At 36.6% G+C, this 20,500-nt stretch carries 13 protein-coding genes, 1 tRNA gene, 1 pseudogene and 1 CRISPR repeat array (1 of these 16 cut by a window edge); of the genes and pseudogenes, 6 read left to right on the top strand and 9 right to left on the bottom strand.

The window, feature by feature from the left end; genetic code table 11:
• A CRISPR array of direct repeats spans window positions 1-1,479; the repeat unit is 36 nt; unit sequence GTTTTACTACCTTATGAAATTACACTATTCTCAAAC; it begins 930 nt to the left of the window's first position.
• A gap of 72 nt (window positions 1,480-1,551) precedes the next feature.
• Window positions 1,552-1,965 carry a type II-A CRISPR-associated protein Csn2 gene (gene csn2, locus DXC23_RS05280; protein ID WP_117705130.1) on the bottom strand — a complete coding sequence of 138 codons (414 nt, stop codon included), beginning with the start codon at window positions 1,963-1,965 and terminating at the stop codon, window positions 1,552-1,554.
• A 134-nt stretch (window positions 1,966-2,099) separates the two neighbouring features.
• Complete coding sequence (gene cas9, locus DXC23_RS05285; RefSeq protein WP_117705131.1) at window positions 2,100-6,065, bottom strand: type II CRISPR RNA-guided endonuclease Cas9; 3,966 nt, start codon at window positions 6,063-6,065, stop codon at window positions 2,100-2,102.
• A 485-nt stretch (window positions 6,066-6,550) separates the two neighbouring features.
• On the opposite strand from cas9, the pseudogene DXC23_RS12640 reads away from it, so the two are divergent.
• Window positions 6,551-6,790, top strand: a pseudogene (locus tag DXC23_RS12640) (NUDIX hydrolase); the annotation flags it as partial.
• Between the two features lie 309 nt (window positions 6,791-7,099).
• Here the strand turns inward: DXC23_RS12640 and DXC23_RS12765 are convergent.
• From DXC23_RS12765 to DXC23_RS05325, 6 genes are all read right to left on the bottom strand, one after another.
• Window positions 7,100-9,400, bottom strand: a complete 2,301-nt coding sequence (locus DXC23_RS12765; RefSeq protein ID WP_117705132.1) for a CDP-glycerol glycerophosphotransferase family protein — start codon at window positions 9,398-9,400, stop codon at window positions 7,100-7,102.
• 81 nt (window positions 9,401-9,481) lie between these two features.
• Window positions 9,482-10,492 carry a Stealth CR1 domain-containing protein gene (locus tag DXC23_RS05300; RefSeq protein ID WP_117705133.1) on the bottom strand — a complete coding sequence of 337 codons (1,011 nt, stop codon included), beginning with the start codon at window positions 10,490-10,492 and terminating at the stop codon, window positions 9,482-9,484.
• A gap of 7 nt (window positions 10,493-10,499) precedes the next feature.
• Entirely contained in the window at window positions 10,500-11,702 is a 1,203-nt protein-coding gene (locus DXC23_RS05305; RefSeq protein ID WP_117705134.1) for a CDP-glycerol glycerophosphotransferase family protein, read from the bottom strand.
• 9 nt (window positions 11,703-11,711) lie between these two features.
• A complete protein-coding gene (locus tag DXC23_RS05310) occupies window positions 11,712-12,443 on the bottom strand; it encodes an ABC transporter ATP-binding protein (protein WP_117705135.1) in 732 nt (243 codons plus the stop codon).
• Between the two features lie 2 nt (window positions 12,444-12,445).
• Window positions 12,446-13,228, bottom strand: a complete 783-nt coding sequence (locus DXC23_RS05315) for an ABC transporter permease (RefSeq protein ID WP_117705136.1) — start codon at window positions 13,226-13,228, stop codon at window positions 12,446-12,448.
• Between the two features lie 979 nt (window positions 13,229-14,207).
• Window positions 14,208-14,284, bottom strand: a tRNA-Pro gene (locus DXC23_RS05325).
• Window positions 14,285-14,464: 180 nt separating this feature from the next.
• Here DXC23_RS05325 and DXC23_RS05330 point away from each other — a divergent pair.
• Window positions 14,465-16,054 carry an O-antigen ligase family protein gene (locus DXC23_RS05330; protein ID WP_117705138.1) on the top strand — a complete coding sequence of 530 codons (1,590 nt, stop codon included), beginning with the start codon at window positions 14,465-14,467 and terminating at the stop codon, window positions 16,052-16,054.
• Between the two features lie 44 nt (window positions 16,055-16,098).
• Here the strand turns inward: DXC23_RS05330 and DXC23_RS12420 are convergent, their stop codons facing one another.
• Window positions 16,099-16,257: a hypothetical protein gene (locus DXC23_RS12420; protein WP_158552448.1), complete on the bottom strand. Its 159-nt coding sequence runs from the start codon at window positions 16,255-16,257 to the stop codon at window positions 16,099-16,101.
• A 227-nt stretch (window positions 16,258-16,484) separates the two neighbouring features.
• Here DXC23_RS12420 and DXC23_RS05335 point away from each other — a divergent pair, with 227 nt between their 5' ends.
• The 4 genes from DXC23_RS05335 to DXC23_RS05350 all read left to right on the top strand — a co-directional run bounded on the left by DXC23_RS05335 (window position 16,485) and on the right by DXC23_RS05350 (window position 20,323).
• Window positions 16,485-16,847 carry an HIRAN domain-containing protein gene (locus DXC23_RS05335; protein ID WP_117705139.1) on the top strand — a complete coding sequence of 121 codons (363 nt, stop codon included), beginning with the start codon at window positions 16,485-16,487 and terminating at the stop codon, window positions 16,845-16,847.
• Window positions 16,848-16,856: 9 nt separating this feature from the next.
• Window positions 16,857-17,429 (top strand): hypothetical protein, encoded by a 573-nt coding sequence (locus DXC23_RS05340; protein WP_117705140.1) that lies wholly within the window; start codon window positions 16,857-16,859, stop codon window positions 17,427-17,429.
• A gap of 60 nt (window positions 17,430-17,489) precedes the next feature.
• Window positions 17,490-17,900 (top strand): peptide deformylase, encoded by a 411-nt coding sequence (locus DXC23_RS05345; RefSeq protein WP_117705141.1) that lies wholly within the window; start codon window positions 17,490-17,492, stop codon window positions 17,898-17,900.
• A 215-nt stretch (window positions 17,901-18,115) separates the two neighbouring features.
• Window positions 18,116-20,323, top strand: a complete 2,208-nt coding sequence (locus DXC23_RS05350) for a dockerin type I repeat-containing protein (RefSeq protein ID WP_117705142.1) — start codon at window positions 18,116-18,118, stop codon at window positions 20,321-20,323.
• The last annotated feature ends 177 nt before the right edge of the window (window positions 20,324-20,500 follow it).

Below are 20,500 nucleotides of genomic sequence, written 5' to 3' on the forward strand. Positions count from 1 at the left end.
ACCTTATGAAATTACACTATTCTCAAACAATAACCATACTTATAAATTTTATGATAAAGTTTTACTACCTTATGAAATTACACTATTCTCAAACATTCCACTGACCGTCGGTGATACTTTCTAAGTTTTACTACCTTATGAAATTACACTATTCTCAAACCTGCTACTGCAACAAGCCACAAAGTTAAAGGTTTTACTACCTTATGAAATTACACTATTCTCAAACTGTACAGTATATACTTATTCCTGAAGAACAGTTTTACTACCTTATGAAATTACACTATTCTCAAACTAGTGAAAAGGTCAAGAGACCTTGCAGTTCGTTTTACTACCTTATGAAATTACACTATTCTCAAACACAAAAGCGTTTACTTGCGACCCGTCAATCGTTTTACTACCTTATGAAATTACACTATTCTCAAACACATGGACTGACAGTATAGCGGATGCCGGAGTTTTACTACCTTATGAAATTACACTATTCTCAAACACCAACACGAGAGAAACCACAAGAATATAAGTTTTACTACCTTATGAAATTACACTATTCTCAAACGTTCAGCCTCTTGTGCTGTCAAAACCGCTTGTTTTACTACCTTATGAAATTACACTATTCTCAAACACAATCGAGGCTTTTACTTTGCCAAAATCGGTTTTACTACCTTATGAAATTACACTATTCTCAAACTATTTCAATCCGAGAGTTTTTATAATGACTGTTTTACTACCTTATGAAATTACACTATTCTCAAACCCTTGAACAACTTTACCGTCTGTACCGTTTGTTTTACTACCTTATGAAATTACACTATTCTCAAACACGCTTATAATTATTGCTTGCGTTGTTGTTGTTTTACTACCTTATGAAATTACACTATTCTCAAACACCTTGATAACCTGGAACAATTTGAGTACAGTTTTACTACCTTATGAAATTACACTATTCTCAAACTAACAGAGAATAACATTAAATACGAATTTAAGTTTTACTACCTTATGAAATTACACTATTCTCAAACTTACAGCTTTTGAATATGTACGATTGAAAGTTTTACTACCTTATGAAATTACACTATTCTCAAACGAAATAAGTTTGCCAGCTCTGAGCATCTCTGTTTTACTACCTTATGAAATTACACTATTCTCAAACTTCATAGTGTTGTAGCAATAGGTGACAGTTGTTTTACTACCTTATGAAATTACACTATTCTCAAACAAGCCGTATGCTCCGAACGGCGAAAAATATGTTTTACTACCTTATGAAATTACACTATTCTCAAACCGGCGCTGTTGAATTGTAAGTCCTGTCCCAGTTTTACTACCTTATGAAATTACACTATTCTCAAACAAAATGGGAGCTACATTGACAGCGGCTAAGTTTTACTACCTTATGAAATTACACTATTCTCAAACGTCAATCAGCGTAACATCAATATCATTATCGTTTTACTACCTTATGAAATTACACTATTCTCAAACCTCAAAATTGAAAATAAAATGCACCCACTATAATGTGCATGGTAATTTCATAAGATAATTGTAAAACATTAACTAATTTTTGTCAACAATCTTGCATAAATCTTTATCAATTACTATAAGACTTTCTGATTTAGAAATTTTGGCAGGAACAGAATTTTCTATATCTACAATGCAAATATTATGTGCAACTGCCGATGATAAAATCATTTCTATTTCTTCGTCATTAAGATACAAATGGAGATTTTGCAACAGAAAACATTTTATGCCGAGATAATTTTTAAGAAGTTTCAAATATCTCACCAATCGTTCTGCGCTGTTTTCAGAATCGTTGCGTGGTGTAAAAGCAAACAATTTTAAAAATGCAGATGTTTCTATATTATTACAAAAATCAAAATCGAAGTCATACTCTTTAGCCAAGCTTTCGCATATATTGTTGCAACACTCACGCAAGTTATTAATTTCATTAAATAAATTAACATTGCACATATTTCGCTGATATGTATTTTTGTAGTGCTTTCAACATCTCGCACCACCAAATGCCCCATACTATAATCGAGCTTTGAAGTTTTAGTAATTACAACTGTACGCCAACTCACCGCTGCTCGCCTCCTTTTATTTTATCAAATATTTAATAAATCAACTTTTGATTCAAACAAACCTGTTACAGATTGATTTATAAGCTTAATTGAATTGATGCCCTTTAAATCTGTCACTACCATACCAAATTTTATTGCCCCTGCTTTCTTAGCCTCATTAATAAATGTTAAATCTCCTGTAACAACATTACAGTGTATTATTTTTAAAATTTCACTTAAAACATAACACTGCTTTCTGACATCAAGCGAAACAAATTTATCTCTATGAGAACTGATTTTACTTCCCATATCGGCAAATTTCACTTTAAAAATGGTATTTGTCATCTTGTCAACAAAGGCATCAAACAAAGCGATATTTTCATCTTCACTTATTCCGTCAAAGCTCGTTATTTTCCATTCTTCGGGTTTAGACAATAACTTACTTATTTTCTTGACATAAGCCTCCTTATCTGCGTCTAAGACAAGCTGAGTTGCAGGCTTGCAGGAAATATATTTTCCTGTTTTAGCACTCATATGTACTCTGAAACCGTCAATTTCTATACACGAATTATATTTTACTATTGGAATAAGCACAACAGGATTTTTTAGTCCGAGCCTTGCAGTAAGATATTCTGTCGGATTTTCTTCATAGTATTTCTTTAAATAATTATCAATAGCAACGAGCTGTCTGCATTCCTTGCCTTTTTTACCATCGTATTTAACATATGAAAAATATGCTGCTGTCGGCTTATCGTATCCGCCATATTTACTAATATCACTTAACGGCAAATCTTTTTTCAAAGGAGCTTGTCCGTTACCTTTCTTTAAAGGATTGATTTTAAACAAGCCGCCCTTCTGCACATAAGAATATCTTGTAAATAAAATATTATTCTTATGCATACTCTTTTTAACTGTGGAAATAGATTTTGAATTTTCTATATCCCATGTTCCCTTTGTTTCAAATGTGAACATTTTATTTAGGCTGTACTTTTTAGTCTGCAAGCCTTTGATAAATATAGATTTGTTGTGTGTGTAGCGAACATTGTAAACATTTCCCACCACTATATTGAGATATGCGTCTTTTGCATGGTGCAAATCGTTGACATCTCTGCACTTGGTAAACTTATACTCGTTACGAAATTCGCTTACCAAACCTGCCTTAACATAAACTATCTCTGTATTCGGATACAAAGTTTTAAACAACGTTGCAACAGCCTTTGTTGATTGAGAAGTTTCTACGAGCTGTCTTGCGATAAAATCCGAAAGTTCATCATCTGTAAGAGGAGTAACTCGGGTCAATCTTTCGTATTTCTTTTTTGATATAAAATTATGCTGATACAAATACTGCCAATGATTTTTCATCTTTTCTCTCGTACTGCCATCGAGAGGATAATCGTTATCCTTATGAGCATTTATCTGCTTTTTTACAAGCACACGATTATCAAGACTGTCATCTTTGATTTTTGAGCGAGGGAAAATATGATCAATATCATAAAGATTATTGTTGAAAAGATCCTTTAGCTCAATACTTTCGCCCGAATACATACACCTGCCCATTTGAGTATAATACAAGTACAACTTGTCCTGCTTAAATCTGTCATCCTCTGTTTTTTCAAGTTCTTCCCAAAGTTCTCCGCTGTCCTCTTTGCATTTTTTATAGAGTTCTTCAAGTTGTATTTTTCTTGATTTTGTACGACCTGCATCACCTTTTGTGCCATCATGTCTTGTCATTTCAACAAAAATCTTTTTAGGCGCACCGCCTTTTACCTTAACGATTTCCTGCATAATTTTCATAGACTGATATACAGGGCGCTTAACCTTTGGCGATACATACATATTCTCTATCATTTTTTCTATTGATGCTTTATGTGTAGAACCCAACACTGCATTTTCTACACTTTTGGCAAAATTATATTTTGAGCCGAGCAGCTCCATAAGATTATCGTTTGTATTCCAAAGAGTGTTGATAATATTGTCCTTGCACTCGCCTGTTGTGGTATCAAAGTCGTATATTTCTGTTAAAAATTCACGAGATAATCTTCCCCAATCTTTATATTTTAGTTTGCAGATTTTCTTAATTTCATCTTCCGATAATTTATCGGAAAACTTCATTTTTATTCGTCTTTTTAACAACTTCTTGTCATCGCCAAAAATAGTTATAGCTTTGATTATGTCTTCCTTATCCTGCTCTGTTAAATTATAAATACTAAGCTCCAGCGCAGAACGCATATTCGCCTTAAAATCTCCGTCAATTCCTGTGATTTCGGGAGTGTTGCCCGTCTGAGCTTTAATGTAATCCCTCAGCGCCTTTTGTGTAACTTTTTTCCTGCGCATAAACAGGTCGTTAAATACTGCCTGCTTGAAGCTAACATCAGGTTTTTTGCCGTCAATTTTTAAGTTATTGAGTTCGTTAAGCACCATAAATTTGCAGTACAAAATCGAGTTTTTAGGTATAACATCTTTATCAGGCAAATAGGTACATTTTGCAGTAAGATTATTTATAAATTCTTCTGCCGATTTATCCACATCAACAACACTCTTAAAATTCCATGGACATATTTTACCCTCTTTGCGCACAAGCCATGCCTTGTCACTACTATTATTCAAAGGGCCAACATAGTATGGAATACGAAATTCAAATATTTGCAAAATCTTATCCGCAACGGTAACTCCGTTTTCATCTGCATCATTTAAGAAATCAAGATATTCTGACGCATTTTTAAGAATTGCCTTAACCTCGCTTTTGTTCACCTGCATAGGAATTACGCCGTTATCCTTAATTACTATTTTAGGCATAAAAGTTGCGTTTTCAATTTTTTCAAACATACTTTCATAGCCTGTTTTATCAAGCTTATCAAATTTTCCCTTTAAATATTTGCAAAAATCAATCTGATTTGTTCTGTAAATAATAGCTCCGTTTTTTCCGTCCTCTTTAAATTTTCCACAATAAGCTGTGTAATTGTTAAGTTTGTCCTTTGTTTCTCTGAAAATCTCATTGTATTCCGACTTGCATTTTTCTTTTACAAAACTCTTTAATTGCTGTAAATCGCTCTTATGTTCTTCATAGGTCTTTACCTTTGCAAAAGAAATATACTTTTCTCCCTTTAGAATATCTGCAAGGACTGCCCAATCATATAAAGCCTTTACCTTTTCAATAAGCTCAAAACGCTCTAAAAGCAAGTCACGATAATATTCTTCATTATCATCGTATCCTTTTTCAAAAGTAATTGACGGCTTTTCTTCGTTATTATAGCTATCGTCACCATACAAATCTGCCAGCTTTACAGATTGTCCGCATAGAAGTAAAATTACCGCCGTCTGCTTTGGGTGAGTTTTTTTACTGATACCAAGCATTTTGCAAATTTCGGATGATTTTGCGGTTTTTCTCTTAGTTTTATCCTTTAAAATCTCGGCAATTTGAGTACAGTCGGTACACTCAAGACTAAGCTCATATTCGGTACAAAGGTACTCCTGTAAATTAGAGAAAAGCACTTCAAACGATGACTCTTTTTCAAAATCTGAGCCCATATTATCAAATAAAAAGTGACCTCTGTTCTTTATAAGATGGTGTAACGCAAGGTAAACAAGTCTTACATCGTGTGGCTCTCTGCTCAAAATCAGCTCTTTGCGCAAATGATAAATAGTCGGGTAAAGATTATGGTAATCTACATCTGTAAAATCTTCATCTGCGAAAACCGCATAAGGTACAGCTGTCGACTTGTCTTCAAGGTATAATTTACTTTCCTTAAGCCTTTGAAAAAACGCTATATCTTTCTTAGCAATCTCTGTATCAAAAAGCATTTGCAACCATTCAATGCGTTGCCTTTTTCTTTCGGTTCTTCGCCTTGAGGTGCGAAAGCCCCTCCTCTCTTCGGCAGTATTGCTTTCATCAAAAAGTCTAATGCCCCACATAGCATTGCCCTTGAATTTACATAAATTATAGTCAGGGTCGGTTACCGCCCAGCCAACAGAATCTGTACCCATATCAAAGCCTGCATAATAATCATTCATAAAATTAACTCCTTTGTATTGACAAATTGATTTTTTAGATATATAATTTAGATAATCTCAATACCTTATGAGATTACACTATGAGTTCAAATAAAAATTTATTCAAATCGTTGCTTTTGCAACCATCACAGTGTGTGATTAAAGGATCTGATTTATCAGGTCCTTTTTATTTTGTCATATTTCCGCCCCTTGCTAAATATTGTCATATAAAGTCCTTTTTGTTATATGGTATCACCTCTTTACAATAAATTCAACATAATTTTATTTTTTTACAGCCTGTTTTTATATATTATTATAATTAGAAATATATTTAATGTGCTTTTATTTAACATTTATATTTACTCTTAAATACACTCTGATTAATTATATCATTTTAGCTGTCCAATAATCAGGACTTTGCTCGTAGAATTTTAATTTTTTATAAAATAAAAATTGATTAACTTTACCTTTACAATTTATGCAAACAATTCAAATTGAAGGATATTATGAGCGGAAAAGATAACGAAAAGGAGCCTGACTGTTGCTTTACTTGTGAGGGCATTGGTTCAGGTACAGAGAACGGCGGCAATTATAATTGAAAACGGATGTGTACTCTTGCAGGCAACGAAAATGAATATTACTACTCTATCGGCAGTGGAGTTCATATGGGAGAAAGTGCTGTTTTGCAAGAAGTTTTTGAGGAAACGGGTATTCATTATGAGATAGAAAGGCTTGCGGTGATTCATTAAAATTTCTTTAATAATAACAGTGGATCACATACGCCATTTGTTTCAGCCACCAAACGGCGAGCCGTTTGGCTATCAAAAATTTGCAATAGATTAAAGTTTTGTGGGCGTTGCCCACACCCACAACCTTTGAAAAGGTTGACCAAACTTTTTTGTCTTTTGGTACGAATAGTCTTGCTTTTTTCTTGCTTAGTGCCCTACTGAAAATAAATTAAACTACATTTTTCTAAACCATTGACCTGAATTTTAAATTTTTAACTAAAAATCGACAACACCGCTAAGTGTTGCCGATTTACCGATATAACAATATTATTTTTCAAGAAATTCAACAAATTTTTCGCCGAGAACTTCTCTGGAATAAACCTTGCTGATTTTATCGTAGTTATCTCTGAGCTGATCGTCTGTAACCTCAGGGAACTTGCGGATTTTGTTAAGCAAGTCCTCATATGAAGTATAGATACAGCCGTCAATGCCATTTAATACTTCTCTTGAGCCTGTGTTCTCTGTGCAATATACCATTTTGCCGTTGAGTATTGCCTCAATGTACGGCATACCAAACGAATGGTTGAGTGTGAAATCTACAACCGCATCGTGATTTTTCATCTGATTTTTAGGGTTCGAGGTTTCGCCGCAATAGCAAATATAGTCCTCCACCTCGTTGTCAAAAATCTTATCGAGGAACTCGTTGAGATAATCACCTGTGCCGTAAACATCAATTACAATATCGTCAACCTTTTGCTCTTTCAGATATTTTGCAAAGCCGATAAGGTTGTTAATATCAGCCTCACGCTCGTGGCTGATTCTGAGCAAATACATACCGAGGAAGTAGTCACGCTGTGGCTCTTCAGGGTTGTTGGAGTTTACATTCTCCTCTATTGCGCCTATATCCTCTCTTGCCACACTACGGCTTGACTCAAGTGTATTGCCAAGCACGATATAATCCTTGTAATTTTTGAAATTAAATTTATCAAGGTAAAGCTGACGGTTTTCCTCACTTACAAATACTGCCTTGCCAATGTCGATTTTCTCCATTTTATTAACAATATCAGGGAAAAGCTCGTTTACAAGTGCCGCAGTGCAATGGAAAAAGTATATCTTCTCCTCTATCTTCTCGGAGGTTGCGTCATTAAGGAAAAGGTGGAGCGACTCTCTTGTGGAAATTACGGTTTTACTGTTGATATTCTCAAGTTTTTTCCTCATTGCCATACCTGAGTACGGCGAAAGGTTCTGCTTACTGCAATCGCAGTCAAGGTGACCGTAAAGTCCTTTCCATCTGAAAAAGCCACGCTTTAAAAGCTCGATCTTACGGCGTGAATTTGCCTTATACAATGCTGTAAGCTGCAATCCGTAAGGCATTTCCTTTGGCTTTGCGGTGCACTTTAGCGACAAAAGCTCTACAAGATAGTTTTTCTCAAGCAAAGCCTCTGCAAGCGAACGAGTAGCAAAAACAGTACCGCCCACACCGTAGAAATTGTAGCCGAGGAATGTAACCTTGTTCTTCTGAATTGTAGAAAATTCCTCATACATTCTGTCAATATGAGCGCCGCTCTCGATAAAGTCATAGTCGATTTCCTCGGGAAGTCTTGACTTAAAGAACGGATTTATCGTATAGGTTTCGTCGGCAATAGCGTCAACAAGCTGTCTTGCTTTTGTGTAAGAGCACTGCTCAAGCTCCTCTACCTCGCAGTAAAGGTTACGCTTTGCAAGGTAATTCTTCAAATCAGGCTGATACAAAATTACAGGCTTATTGAGCACCGTAAAGTCAAAGCCTACCGATGAATAGTCGGTAATAAGCACATCGTTTTTAGCAAGCTCATCAAGCACATCTGTTTTGTGCGAATGAATGAACTTGATTTTGTCGGTTTTAATGCACTCTTTAAATTCTTCGATTTTTTCCTCATCAAAGAACTGGTGCAAACAAACCGTAAAGGTTGAATTTGTTTTTTCAAGATAATCGGCAAGTTTTTGGCTCGAAAGCACGCCCTTTATCTGATGCATAAGCATTTGAGTCATATAGTTGTCGCCGAGGTACTCTCTCCAAGTCATAAACCAAAGAATATCCTTGCCCTTTTTCGGCTCTGAGTGGTAAGCCTTGTGGCGCTTTACAAGCTCAATGTAGCGTGGCGGATAAATTCCGTAGTAAAGCTGATAATCTTTGAATTTATTGTAATCCATAAGAGTGGGCTTAATGTTCTTGTTGTAATACAAAAAACGGAACATATTATTATTGTAGCCATAGCCCTTATATTCAATAGCTTTGATGCCGAGTGTGCCGTGCTGTAAGTAAATAAGAGGCTTTTCAATGAAAAATTCTGTCTTTAAAAAGCCGAGCTTTGTAGGAGTAATGTCCTTGTAGCTTAAAGAAACAAAGTACATATCGGCATTCAAATAAATTTTAAAATGCTTTACTGTATTTTTCCAAACGACAAAGCTCTTCTCTTCATTTGAAAGAGAGGCATAGGCTGCTTTATTGGCGGCATTTTTTTCAAGTACAAGGTACTTGTCAATACCATCTCTGCGAGCTACTACCTGTTTCCAAAAATAATATGAGTTATTATTTGAGGTTGCGGCAAGATTTTCGCCGAACAGCCATATAAAATTTCTACCCATCAAATTACTCCTTTAGTATATGGTCTATGCTTTGGTAAACTACCAAAACCGCAAAATACAAAACAAATAAACAAAATTATATTACAGCTCAAAAGATGACTTTTCAGGCAAGAGCTTTTCAAATGCGTCTATAACGCCCTGCTTTTTCACCTCAAAATCCGTAGTTTCGGCTGTATCATTAATACAAATCATATTGTGCTTTTGTGACGGAATATCCTTGCACAAATCGGGATAGTTATATTCCTTAACATGATAGCAATAGGCAAAGCTGTCCTTGCGGACTGTATAATTGCCTGCCGCCAACTGCCAGAACTTCATAAGCCACTGGTTTACATTGCCTGTTTTTCTGAACTTATCCTTACAGGTTGCGTCAAGCGTTTCAAATTCCTTTTCCCAAATTTCTTCAAAGGTTGATTTCATAAAACTTGACGGTGTGTGCTGATAATAAAATCCCGGAAACCAATGCCAAGGCAACAACAGAGTTGTTTTTAAATGGTTTTTAAATCCGTTTTTGCTGTCATACCATTTTTTCCAATCACGCTTAAAAACTTTTTCTTTATCAAAATGGTCATTGATTACAGAAACATCTGCGCCGTTAAAAAAGCCTGCGCTGTCCTTATTAAAGCAAATGCAGTCAAGCGCAAAGGTATCGCAAGGCTTGCCGTCTTTGAAAAAGTCCTCCGGCTTAGTGGGTGCTGTAATGAACATATCGTCATTAAAATACACAAACTGCTCGGCAAGTCCCTCTATACGGTGCAAATTAAGCTCAATAGTGTGCGAGTTAAAGGTTGGAAGATACTCCTTTGGAATGTAATCCTTATGGTTTACAATGTTTAGCTTTGGGTTTGAGGTATCAAGCCACTTTGGCAAATGGCCCCATGTGACAAAATGGATTTTATTTACCCAAGGGGCAAACTTTTCCACTCCCCTAAACCAATACTGAAGATTGTCCCAATCTCTGAAACGCACCTCGCTGTTTGCATTGGTAATGGTTTTGCCGTCATATTTAGCTTTTTCTGCCTGCCATTGCTTATCGTTGCCGTCAACCCAAATTATTACAAAGTCAATCGGGTTTGTGTTTTTCTCTTCCATACATACCTCACGGCCATCTTTCTTTGACAGCCTCGTAATTTCTCTTTGAATTTTCCGTATCGTACAAGTCAAAAAATTCCTTGTGTCTGTTTAAATAAAGCTCTGTGTTTGCAAACGAACGCTGTGCCATCTGCTCTATATAGTTCATAAGTCCCTGTTCTTCGTTATAAACAGGGCCAAATCCGTCCTCGGTATAGTCAAAATAACCTTTACCGTAGTGCTGCTCCGAAAATCTTTCATAATCAAACTGAAAATACGCAAGCGGCTTTTTCATATAAGCAAAGTCAATCTGCACGCTTGAGTAATCGGTAATCATAAATGCTGAGCTTTTCATAAGCTCCTGCACGGTGTATTCGGGATATTTGCAGATTGTAAGGTACGGATTGCTCTTTGAAAAGCAGTCGATAAATCTCTGCATATCCCTGTGCGGGTAAAACATAACAGTACAGCCGTACTTTTCGCAAATTTCTTCAAGTCGTTTGCTGTTGATTATTTTACTCCAATTTTTAAAATAATCGCTCTCGCAAAAAGCCTTTTTATCATCTTCAATGCTTTTTGAAAATGCGTCTGTACCGATCCAGTCACGCCATGTAGGCATAATAAGTATCTGATTCGGCACTGTTTTAAAATCGTGAAGTTTGTCCCAACGAGGAAGTCCGAGCAGCTTTACAGTACCCTCGGGGTAGCCGTAATTGTTGCTTACATACTCCCACTCCCTGTATGTGCTGGTAACAAACATACTCATTTTTGTGTTTTTATAATAAAGAAAGTCAATATTTGTAAGAATTACACCATGCTGTAAAAAAACTCGGCTGTTGTGCAAAATTCCGTAAACCTCAAGCAGATAGCAAACGGCATAGTTTGGCTTGCCGCCTTTTTGCGAGCTTATGTTTACCTTTGCGGTAAGGTACAAAATCCAATGCGCAAAACTGCCGTACTTTACGGTTTTGCCGGTTTTTTTGACATTTTCGTAATCAACGCTGTTTTTATACACCGCATAAACGCAGTCCTGCTCAGGGTGATTTTTGCACACATATTCAAAAAAACAAAATCCGTTGTCCGTTGCCTCTACACCGTTGTCGCATACAAGCCACAAATCTTTTCTGAAAATTTTATACACGAGCGCAATCGGCAAGGCAAATATAAACAGAAAAATATGCAGTATATCTCTCGGTTTTACATCTTTGAGTTTTTCAAAAAATCTTGACATACCCCACCATTAAGACATAAATTCTTCGTACAAAGGCAATACTTCCTCGGTAGTACCCTGCATTTTAACTTCGCCCTCGTGCAGCCAAAGAATGTTGTCGCAAAGCTTTCTGAGTGTGTCTGAGCTATGAGATACAATAACAACCGTTCTGTCTTTATTCATAATAAGGCTGCGCATTTTTTCGTAGCTCTTCTTTTTAAACTTTGCGTCACCAACGCTCAAAACCTCGTCAATAAGCATAATTTCGGTTTCAAGAATAGCTGTAATTGAGAAAGCGAGCTTTGAATACATACCGCTTGAATATGTCTTTACAGGACGGTCAATAAAGTCGCCAAGCTCAGAAAACTCAATGATTTCGTCAAGTTTTTCTTCAATTTGCGGTCTTTCAAAGCCTAAAAGCATACCCGAAAGGAAAATATTTTCTCTTCCGCTCAGCTTATTCTGAAAGCCTACGCCGATTGAAAGCAAGGAAATTGAATGGCCGTGCAAGTCGATTTCGCCCTCATCAGGTGAAAAAATGCCTGCGATTGCCTTAAGAAGTGTAGATTTACCGCTGCCGTTTTTGCCGACAATACCCAAAATCTGACCCTTTTCAACCTCAAAAGAAACACCCTTTACAGCCTCAAAATACTCAATTTTCTTATTCTTTCTCGGTGCAAAAATAGACTTTAAAAGCGAAACCTTTTTAAAACATCTGTATTTAATTTTAACATTTCTGACTGAAATTGCTGATTCTCCCATAATTAAATCACCTTTACATAGCTGTTTTCGTGCTTATAAATCGTTCTGATGCCAATAACACTGATAACGATGCCAACAACAAACCACGCAAGCAATGCTACCCAGTGTGGATCCTGATTATAAATAAGCACTCGTCTTAAATCGCAGATAATAAGAGCTATCGGATTACATTTAATCAAAAGCTCACCCAAAATACCGTCAAGTTTATTTTCGATTGAATAGAAAATACCTGAAATGTAGAATCCGAGCTGCAGCACAATGGTAATTACATTGAGCAAGTCCTCAACAAATACGCCAAAGTGGAGCATAATTGTACTGCAGGCAAATGTGATTACCACCAAAAGAACCATAATCGGCAGTGCCCAGAACATACGCCAGCTCAAAGGCACTTGGTAAATAATCATCAAAAGAACCGTAAGAGCATAGGATACGAGCATTTTAAAGCCGTAAACACCGATTTTTTCAAGAATAAATATGTGCTTAGGTATATAAACTTTCGTGACAATCATCTTTTTTGACTGCACGACTTTTACGCAGCTTTTAACAACCTTGCTGAAGAACTGCCAACAGTTAAGACCGATAAATACGAATACCGGGAAATACGGCTCGCCGCTCTTAAATACAAGGATTGCGATAAACGAATACACAAGCATAAAGAAGAACGGATCAAGAATCCACCACAGCCAGCTCAAGAAAGAGCCCGCTACTTCGGACTTAAGTTCCGCCTTTGAAGAAAATACCGTGTAGTTAAAGAATTTTTTGATGTCCTTAAAAAATCTGCTCATCTTTAATAACTCACTTCCAAATCTGTAAAATTTTAATTCTGACACATAATTATCTATTTTGCATTATAACATTATACTGTCAATATTTCAAGTATTGCGTAGTTTTCAGGTGACGAATTTTGCAGGCATTTTTGCGATTTTTCTGTTAAAGAATTTGCAAATAATACACATAATCCTTACATTGTCTTGAAATATCATAATTTAGTTTTCAACATTTCCTTAATAGTATGTTAAAAAATGCGAATTTGTTATGGCTCGTTTTATGCCCAGAACAGAAAAAGCACCCTGCATCTACGCAAAGTGCTTTGGTCTAAAATTCATAATGCGACCACATAGAAATAATTTTTATTGTTTTCTTTACACTCGTGCCCCAAGGGCACTTCCTCGCCTTGCTCGGGCGCAGTCCTGAAAGATTGTATATATAACACTAAAGGGTATTAATACTTTTGTACTAACACCCTTTTCCTGTGGTCGAGGTGACAGTGTTTGTACTATTATAATAATTTCTGCCTCGCCTGTTGTGGCTTGTTCATAGTCATAGTATCATCAACGCTCTCTAAAATGTTTTACCGTCTGAAATATAGTCGCATTGCGTTGTGTATAAATACACTTCCTTATGCTCCTTATTTCAGACAGCGCTTTGCTCCCTTTATCCGCCACCGGCGGCGGTCGCAAGGCTACCACCGGACTGTTTTCTTTACGCTCGCCTTCAAGTCCTGAAAGATTGTATATATAACACTAAAGGGTATTAATACTTTTGTACTAACACCCTTTTTCTGTGGTCGAGGTGACAGTGTTTATACTATTATAATAATTTCTGCCTCGCCTGTTGCGGCTTGTTCATAGTCATAGTATCATCAACGCTCTCGCTAAAAACAGTCCACCGGACTGTTTTCTTAACGCTCGCCTTCAAGTCCTGAAAGATTATACATATAACACTAAAGGGTATTAATACTTTTGTACTAACGCCCTTTTTCTGTGGTCGAGGTGACAGGACTTGAACCTGCGGCATCTTGGTCCCAAACCAAGCACTCTACCAAACTGAGTTACACCTCGAAATTTATTAATTTTTGTTGCCTCAATTAGTCAGCTTAATTATTATATAACACGAAGTGCGATTTGTCAACAATTATTTTTAAATTTTTTCAGATTTTTAAAATATTTTTTGTTTTTCTTTAATTGACATACATTGCTGTGAGGTATAAAATATGATTACACTATTTTAAGGGTGATTATATGTCTGAAAATACTAAATTAAATCCCTCAAGCGGTTTGCCTGAGAATAAATATACTACCAAGAGCAAGTTTGTAAACATATTCTTGCTTGTTATGTTTACGGTTTTTCCGCTGTTCTATACCGATTATTATTACAACATAAGGCACGATAAATATTATTTCTTTCTGTTCGCAACCGATGCGCTCCTGCTTATGCTCGGCGCTGTTGCCGTTACTAAATCCGATTCAGCCAGCGCAAAAAACGAAAAGAAAGCCATACCATGGTACAAAAAGCTGTCTTTCACCGACTATGCGTTTGGCGCTTTCATTTTAGTATGCACAATATCAACTGTCTTTTCGCAAGATCCGTATGACGCATTTTTCGGCATAAGCGGCAGAAACAACGGCTTATTCCTTATGCTTTATTATGCGGTTGTGTATCTGTTAATTACTCGGTTTTATCACTTTAAAAGCTATGTTTTTGTGGCGCTTGCAGGATGTTCGATTATAATTTACCTGCTTGATATTCTCAACTGCTTTTACATTGATCCTCTCGGAATGTTTGCAACGCTCACCGATGAGCAAACTATTGCAAACTTTACCTCTACTATCGGCAACAAAAATCTTATGTCGAGTTTTATCTGCGTTGTAATGCCTGTTACCATTGCCTTTTCTGTATTGAGCAACAAGCGCAACCACCGCATTATCTATTATATATCTTCAGCATTCGGCTATATGGCGCTGATGACAGCCGACAGCTATTCGGGCATTTTGGGACTTGGGGCAGTATTTGCCGTACTGCTTGTATGGTTTTCACGCAAGGTTGCAAGGCTAAAAAGATTTTTTCTTGCAACAACAATTATGCTTTTGAGCGGAAAAGCACTTCGATTGTTTTCGTATTTTATGGGCGACAAATCAAAGGGAATTTCTGAATTTCAAAGTCTGCTTGTATATTCAAATGTAATATGGGCGGTAATAGCCGTATTTGCTGTTATTACTGCGCTTTTGTACCTTGCGGCTTATAGATTTCCATACAAAACCATGCCGATTGCTATACCTATTATAATAGGAAGTATTTTTGTTCTTTCTGTTTGTGCAATGTTTTTTGCGGTGTATTATTTCAGCGTGATAGACACAAAAACCGACCTCGGCTTTCTTAAAAGCTTTCTTCGATTCAATGACAGCTGGGGCACTCATCGTGGTTATATGTGGATTCGCTCGTTTTGGATATTCGGCGACTTTTCATTTTATAACAAGCTGTTCGGCAGTGGCCCTGACACATTTGCCACTGTATTTGAGCCGTATTTTGAGGGACTTATGCACTACGGCGACAGCTCCACAAACTGTGCGCATAACGAATACATAAACTACCTTGTAACTACGGGCATTTTGGGACTTGTCTCTTACCTTTCGATACTTTTCGGTGCGCTGAAAGGTGCAATAAAGTCCGCCGCAAAAAATCCGCTTGCAATTATTTTTGCCGTATCTGTTATCAGCTACGCCGTGCAGGCAACTGTAAACCTCGCCCAGCCGATTACAACACCGCTGTTCATTATATTTGTTTCGCTTTGCGAGGCGGTTTCTCGTCAGCAAAAGGCGGTCAATAATTAATACTAGTATAACCGACAAGACAGACCTAAAAATCTGTCTTGTTTTTATGCCGTTTTTCTGTGCGACACTTGTTTTACCCGGCAATTATTTGCTGAATATTTGTGGGCTTTCGGCTTTCTGAAAATTGCTTTTACAGGGTAGCGCATTGCATAGCTTATAATTACAAAAATACACACATTAACATATAAATTAGCGTCTGTCATATTATTAACTCCTTTTATGTCTTATTTGTTATGCTTTAATTATATAATTTTCAATGGGCCATAATCAGGACTTTGCTCTGAATTAAGAATTTAATTTTTTAAGTTATACTTAAAAAATATCGTTTCTAAAGAGCAAAGGGAGTTTTTTGGGACACCTTATTATTTATAATATAGATAAAGATAAAGAAAGCAAAACCATATTTTTTAAATAATAAGGAGGAAAAATTATGAAAAATCTATATGTTACAATTACAGGCACAAAGTACTACTATGGAATGACGCCTTTTAAGATTGGCAAAAAGCTCACCTGTAAAAAAGAGCCCACCAATCCGCATGACAACGAGGCTATTAAGGTTACGATGAAAAACATCGGTACAATCGGCTACATAGCAAACTCACCGTACACCAAGGCAACAGGAACTCTCGGCGCAGGCGGTATCGGCTGTTATGTTAAGAAAAAGTTTAAGGTAAAGGTAATGTTCATCACCTCTACAAAGGTGATTTGTAAGGTTGTAGACGGTATTAAGGATAAGTACTTAGAAAAAACTGACGAAGTAATCAACAGCAATGAAGATTGCTTGGAAGTTTGAGGAGAAGTTATGCAAAAATCAAAAGCTTACTTGGATTTAGATTTAGATGGCATAAGATTATTTTTAAAAATAGACGATTATGTAAATTGTGCAAACAAAAATGATAGCATTTACGATTATTTATGTTATACAGAAATGTATTTCGATTTTGAAAAATCACATATTCGTTTTTCACCTTTTTCTGACTGCTTGTTTTGCTTTGAAATTGACATTCTTGTTGATATGATTACAAAACACTTAAAAAAAGAATACGATGATATTGAATACTATGAACGTGTATCACCGGATTTATACTTTGTATTTTATCCACAAGACTTTATTCCGACAAAGCGAGAAAGAATTATTAACAAAGAACTAATGATGCTAAACGCTAAAACGAATAGTTACAACTGTATGGAGCTTTATCTCACCTTTGTGCTTAACGGCTTATATGGCAATCATCAGCTAAAGGTTGTATTCAGCGATGAAAAATTACAGTACTTATTAGTCTTTCTTGACCTTGTTAGAGGCAAAAACAATATTCATTCTGAAAAAGTACAAGAATTAATAAACAAAGGAATTATACACCCTTTATATTCTTAATATCATTGTTAAATTCCCAGATATATGCTATAATCAGAAAAAAATAAGCGAGGGATAAATATGGTAAGAGAAATTGTAAGAGATCCTATGTTTTTGCAGAGGAAGTCGGTTGACGCAAGTATGGCTGATATGCCCGTTGCTATTGATTTGCTTGACACCTTAAAGGCTAACTTTGAAGGCTGCGTGGGTATGGCAGCAAATATGATTGGCGTATCTAAAAGAATTATTGCGGTAAGCGACAACGGAAAGTATATTCTTATGTTCAATCCCGAAATCATCAAGGGATACGGCGAATACGAAACCGAGGAAGGCTGCCTTTCGCTTGACGGTGAACGCAAAACAAAGCGATTTAAAACCATAAAGGTTAAATACACAACAGACAAATTCAAAACCACAACACGCACATTTACCGATTTTACATCGCAGATAATTCAGCACGAAATTGACCATTGTAACGGTATTTTAATATAAAACAATCTGTAAAATGTATATTTACAGTCATACTTTAATTTTATGATTATTAAGCACTAAAATATCTATATACCGTTTAATTGTTATAAAATTGTGCATTATTGTAAAGAATGATTGACATTTAAGTGCAAATATTCATTGACAAAATTCACCTTTTATAGTACAATTTTGAAAAGATATTTTTATATATCATTTTTAGTAAAGGGGAATAGACAATGAAAAAGAAAATTATTTCAGCGTTGCTTTCCGCTGCATTGGTTGTGACAAGCTTTTCTTCAATTACTGCCATGGCAGCAAGCGACACAATAGGCGGTACAACCTATCAGCAAAAATCATTTACCGCTAACAAAATCACTCATCCCGAAAACGGATTAAAAGCTCCTGACGGTATTGTTGACTACATTGGCAACAGCACTGTTACAGACGAGATAACAGGTGTTGGCGATCGTGCCCAAAACTATGCGTGGTCTGCAATCGGCTACGGCGACTGGGTGTATATCGGCACTTGCCCTAATGCCATGACTCAAACCCTTAACTTTATGGGTACAATTCTTGGAAATAAATTTGACAAAGAAATTATGACAGCTACCCTAAATGCTATGTTCAACGGCGCTTTCTTTACAGCTGAAGAGGACGGCGGAGATCCTAAGGGTATTCTCGTAAAAGTAAATACAAAGACAGGCGAAGTTAAACTTCTTATGTCAAAGGCTACCACAAACACAAATGTTCAGTTCAGAAATGTTGTTGAGTTAAACGGCAAATTCTACTTCTGCGGCTCGGTAAACGGCTTACCGACGGTTTATCAGGTTGACCCTGCAACCGACGAGTACAAAAAGGTTTATCAGAGTATAGATCAGGCAGATTTTTACAAGGCTTATCAAATGGGTATCAGCGTTGGTATCAGAGGTATAAGCACATTTGAAAACAAGCTCATAATAAGCCTTGTTGGTCTTGAGGGCGCATATATCTGTGAAAGTGACAATCCCGAAGATCCCGATTCATTTAAGGTAATTGCTACAATGAGCGATATGTTCAATTATCCTGCTTACCGCTATCAGGACAGCATCTACGGCGGTTCAATTTGGGATATGGCTGCATATAACGGTTCTTTGTATGTTTCTATCTGCACAGGTACTCCTGAAAACAAGCCTGACGATAACACAATGCAGTCTTTTGCGCTTATCAAGGGTGACAGAGATGACAACGGCAAATGGACATGGACTTCGGTTATCGGTGACAAAGAAAAGAATAATGCAAAGTACACCTACGGTATTGATCCCGAAAGGACAAGATCCGGTGCGGCTAACCTCTGCGTTTATGACGGCTACCTCTACATTGGCGAGTACAACGATGAAGAAATTGCACTTGAAAGAGTTTTGTTTGACCAGAGCTGCGATTTTATGAATTCTAACCTTGAGCAATCCGTAAATCTTTACAGAATGGACGAAAACGAGGAAATTCAGCTTGTTGTGGGAGATGCAGATGAAATGTTCCCCGACGGCGGTCTTACAGGTTTAGGCTCAGGTTTTGACCGCAACGAAAACCAGTATATTTGGAGAATGCAGGTTTACAATAACAAGCTCTATGTAGGTACATTTGATACAAGTTCACTTCTCGAACCAATCGGACAGCTTACAAACGGTGACCTTCTCAAAATGACAGACGAAGAATGGCAGTCACAAATTGAATACATTAAGGTGCTCGCCGAGCTTATTCTTAACAAATATAAAACGCCACAGCTGCCTGTTGCCGCTCCTGCCACACTCTCTATATCAAGAGATGATGCGAGAAATATGGCTAAAAGCGTAAACAATGCAGGCAAAATCAGCCGAGCAACAGCAGCAAATGCAGAAAATGTAATTGAGCTTGCTCAGGAGATTGAAAACACAGCTAACGAAAAAGCGAGCGAAGAATTTATTGCAACATATACAGAGCTTTCTAAAGCATCTAAGAATATGACAATCTCAATAGGTGAAATTATCGGTAAAATATTTACAGAAGAAAACATTGCAAAAATGACTTCATTTGTAAAATGTGCGGCTTATATGAGCACAGCCGAAAGAGGCTTTGATATTTTCACACTTGACAGCAATCTTAATGTAAAGACCGTTACAACAAACGGTTTCGGTGATCCTTACAACCATGGCTGTCGTACATTTGCAGTAACCGATGATAACCTCATTGTAGGCACAGCAAACCCATTCTATGGCACTCAGATCTGGACATTATCGGATAATAAATATGACCTCAATGAGGACAGCAAAGTTGATGTTCAGGATGTAACCTTTGCTCAGTGCGTTGTGGCAGGCACAGAAGAAAAGCCGGCTGACTTTTACGAAAGAGCTGACTATAACAAAGACGGCAAGGTAGATATAAACGATATTACAGCATATCAGATTTACCTTGCAGAAAACAATAATTAAGACTGAATTTAACCGTCGGTTATATAACAATTTACCGCTCTGCAATTTTTGCAGGGCGGTTTTCTTATGCTTTTTACTGTGATATAATGAAAATAGAATTTACTTAGTGTTGGGCAATATTCAGAGGTTCTTTATAGGAAATTGGGGTAAATTATGATTTAGAAAGCCTTGAGGAAA

It is taken from the genome of Eubacterium sp. OM08-24, from assembly GCF_003438075.1.
GTDB lineage: Bacteria > Bacillota > Clostridia > Oscillospirales > Acutalibacteraceae > Ruminococcoides.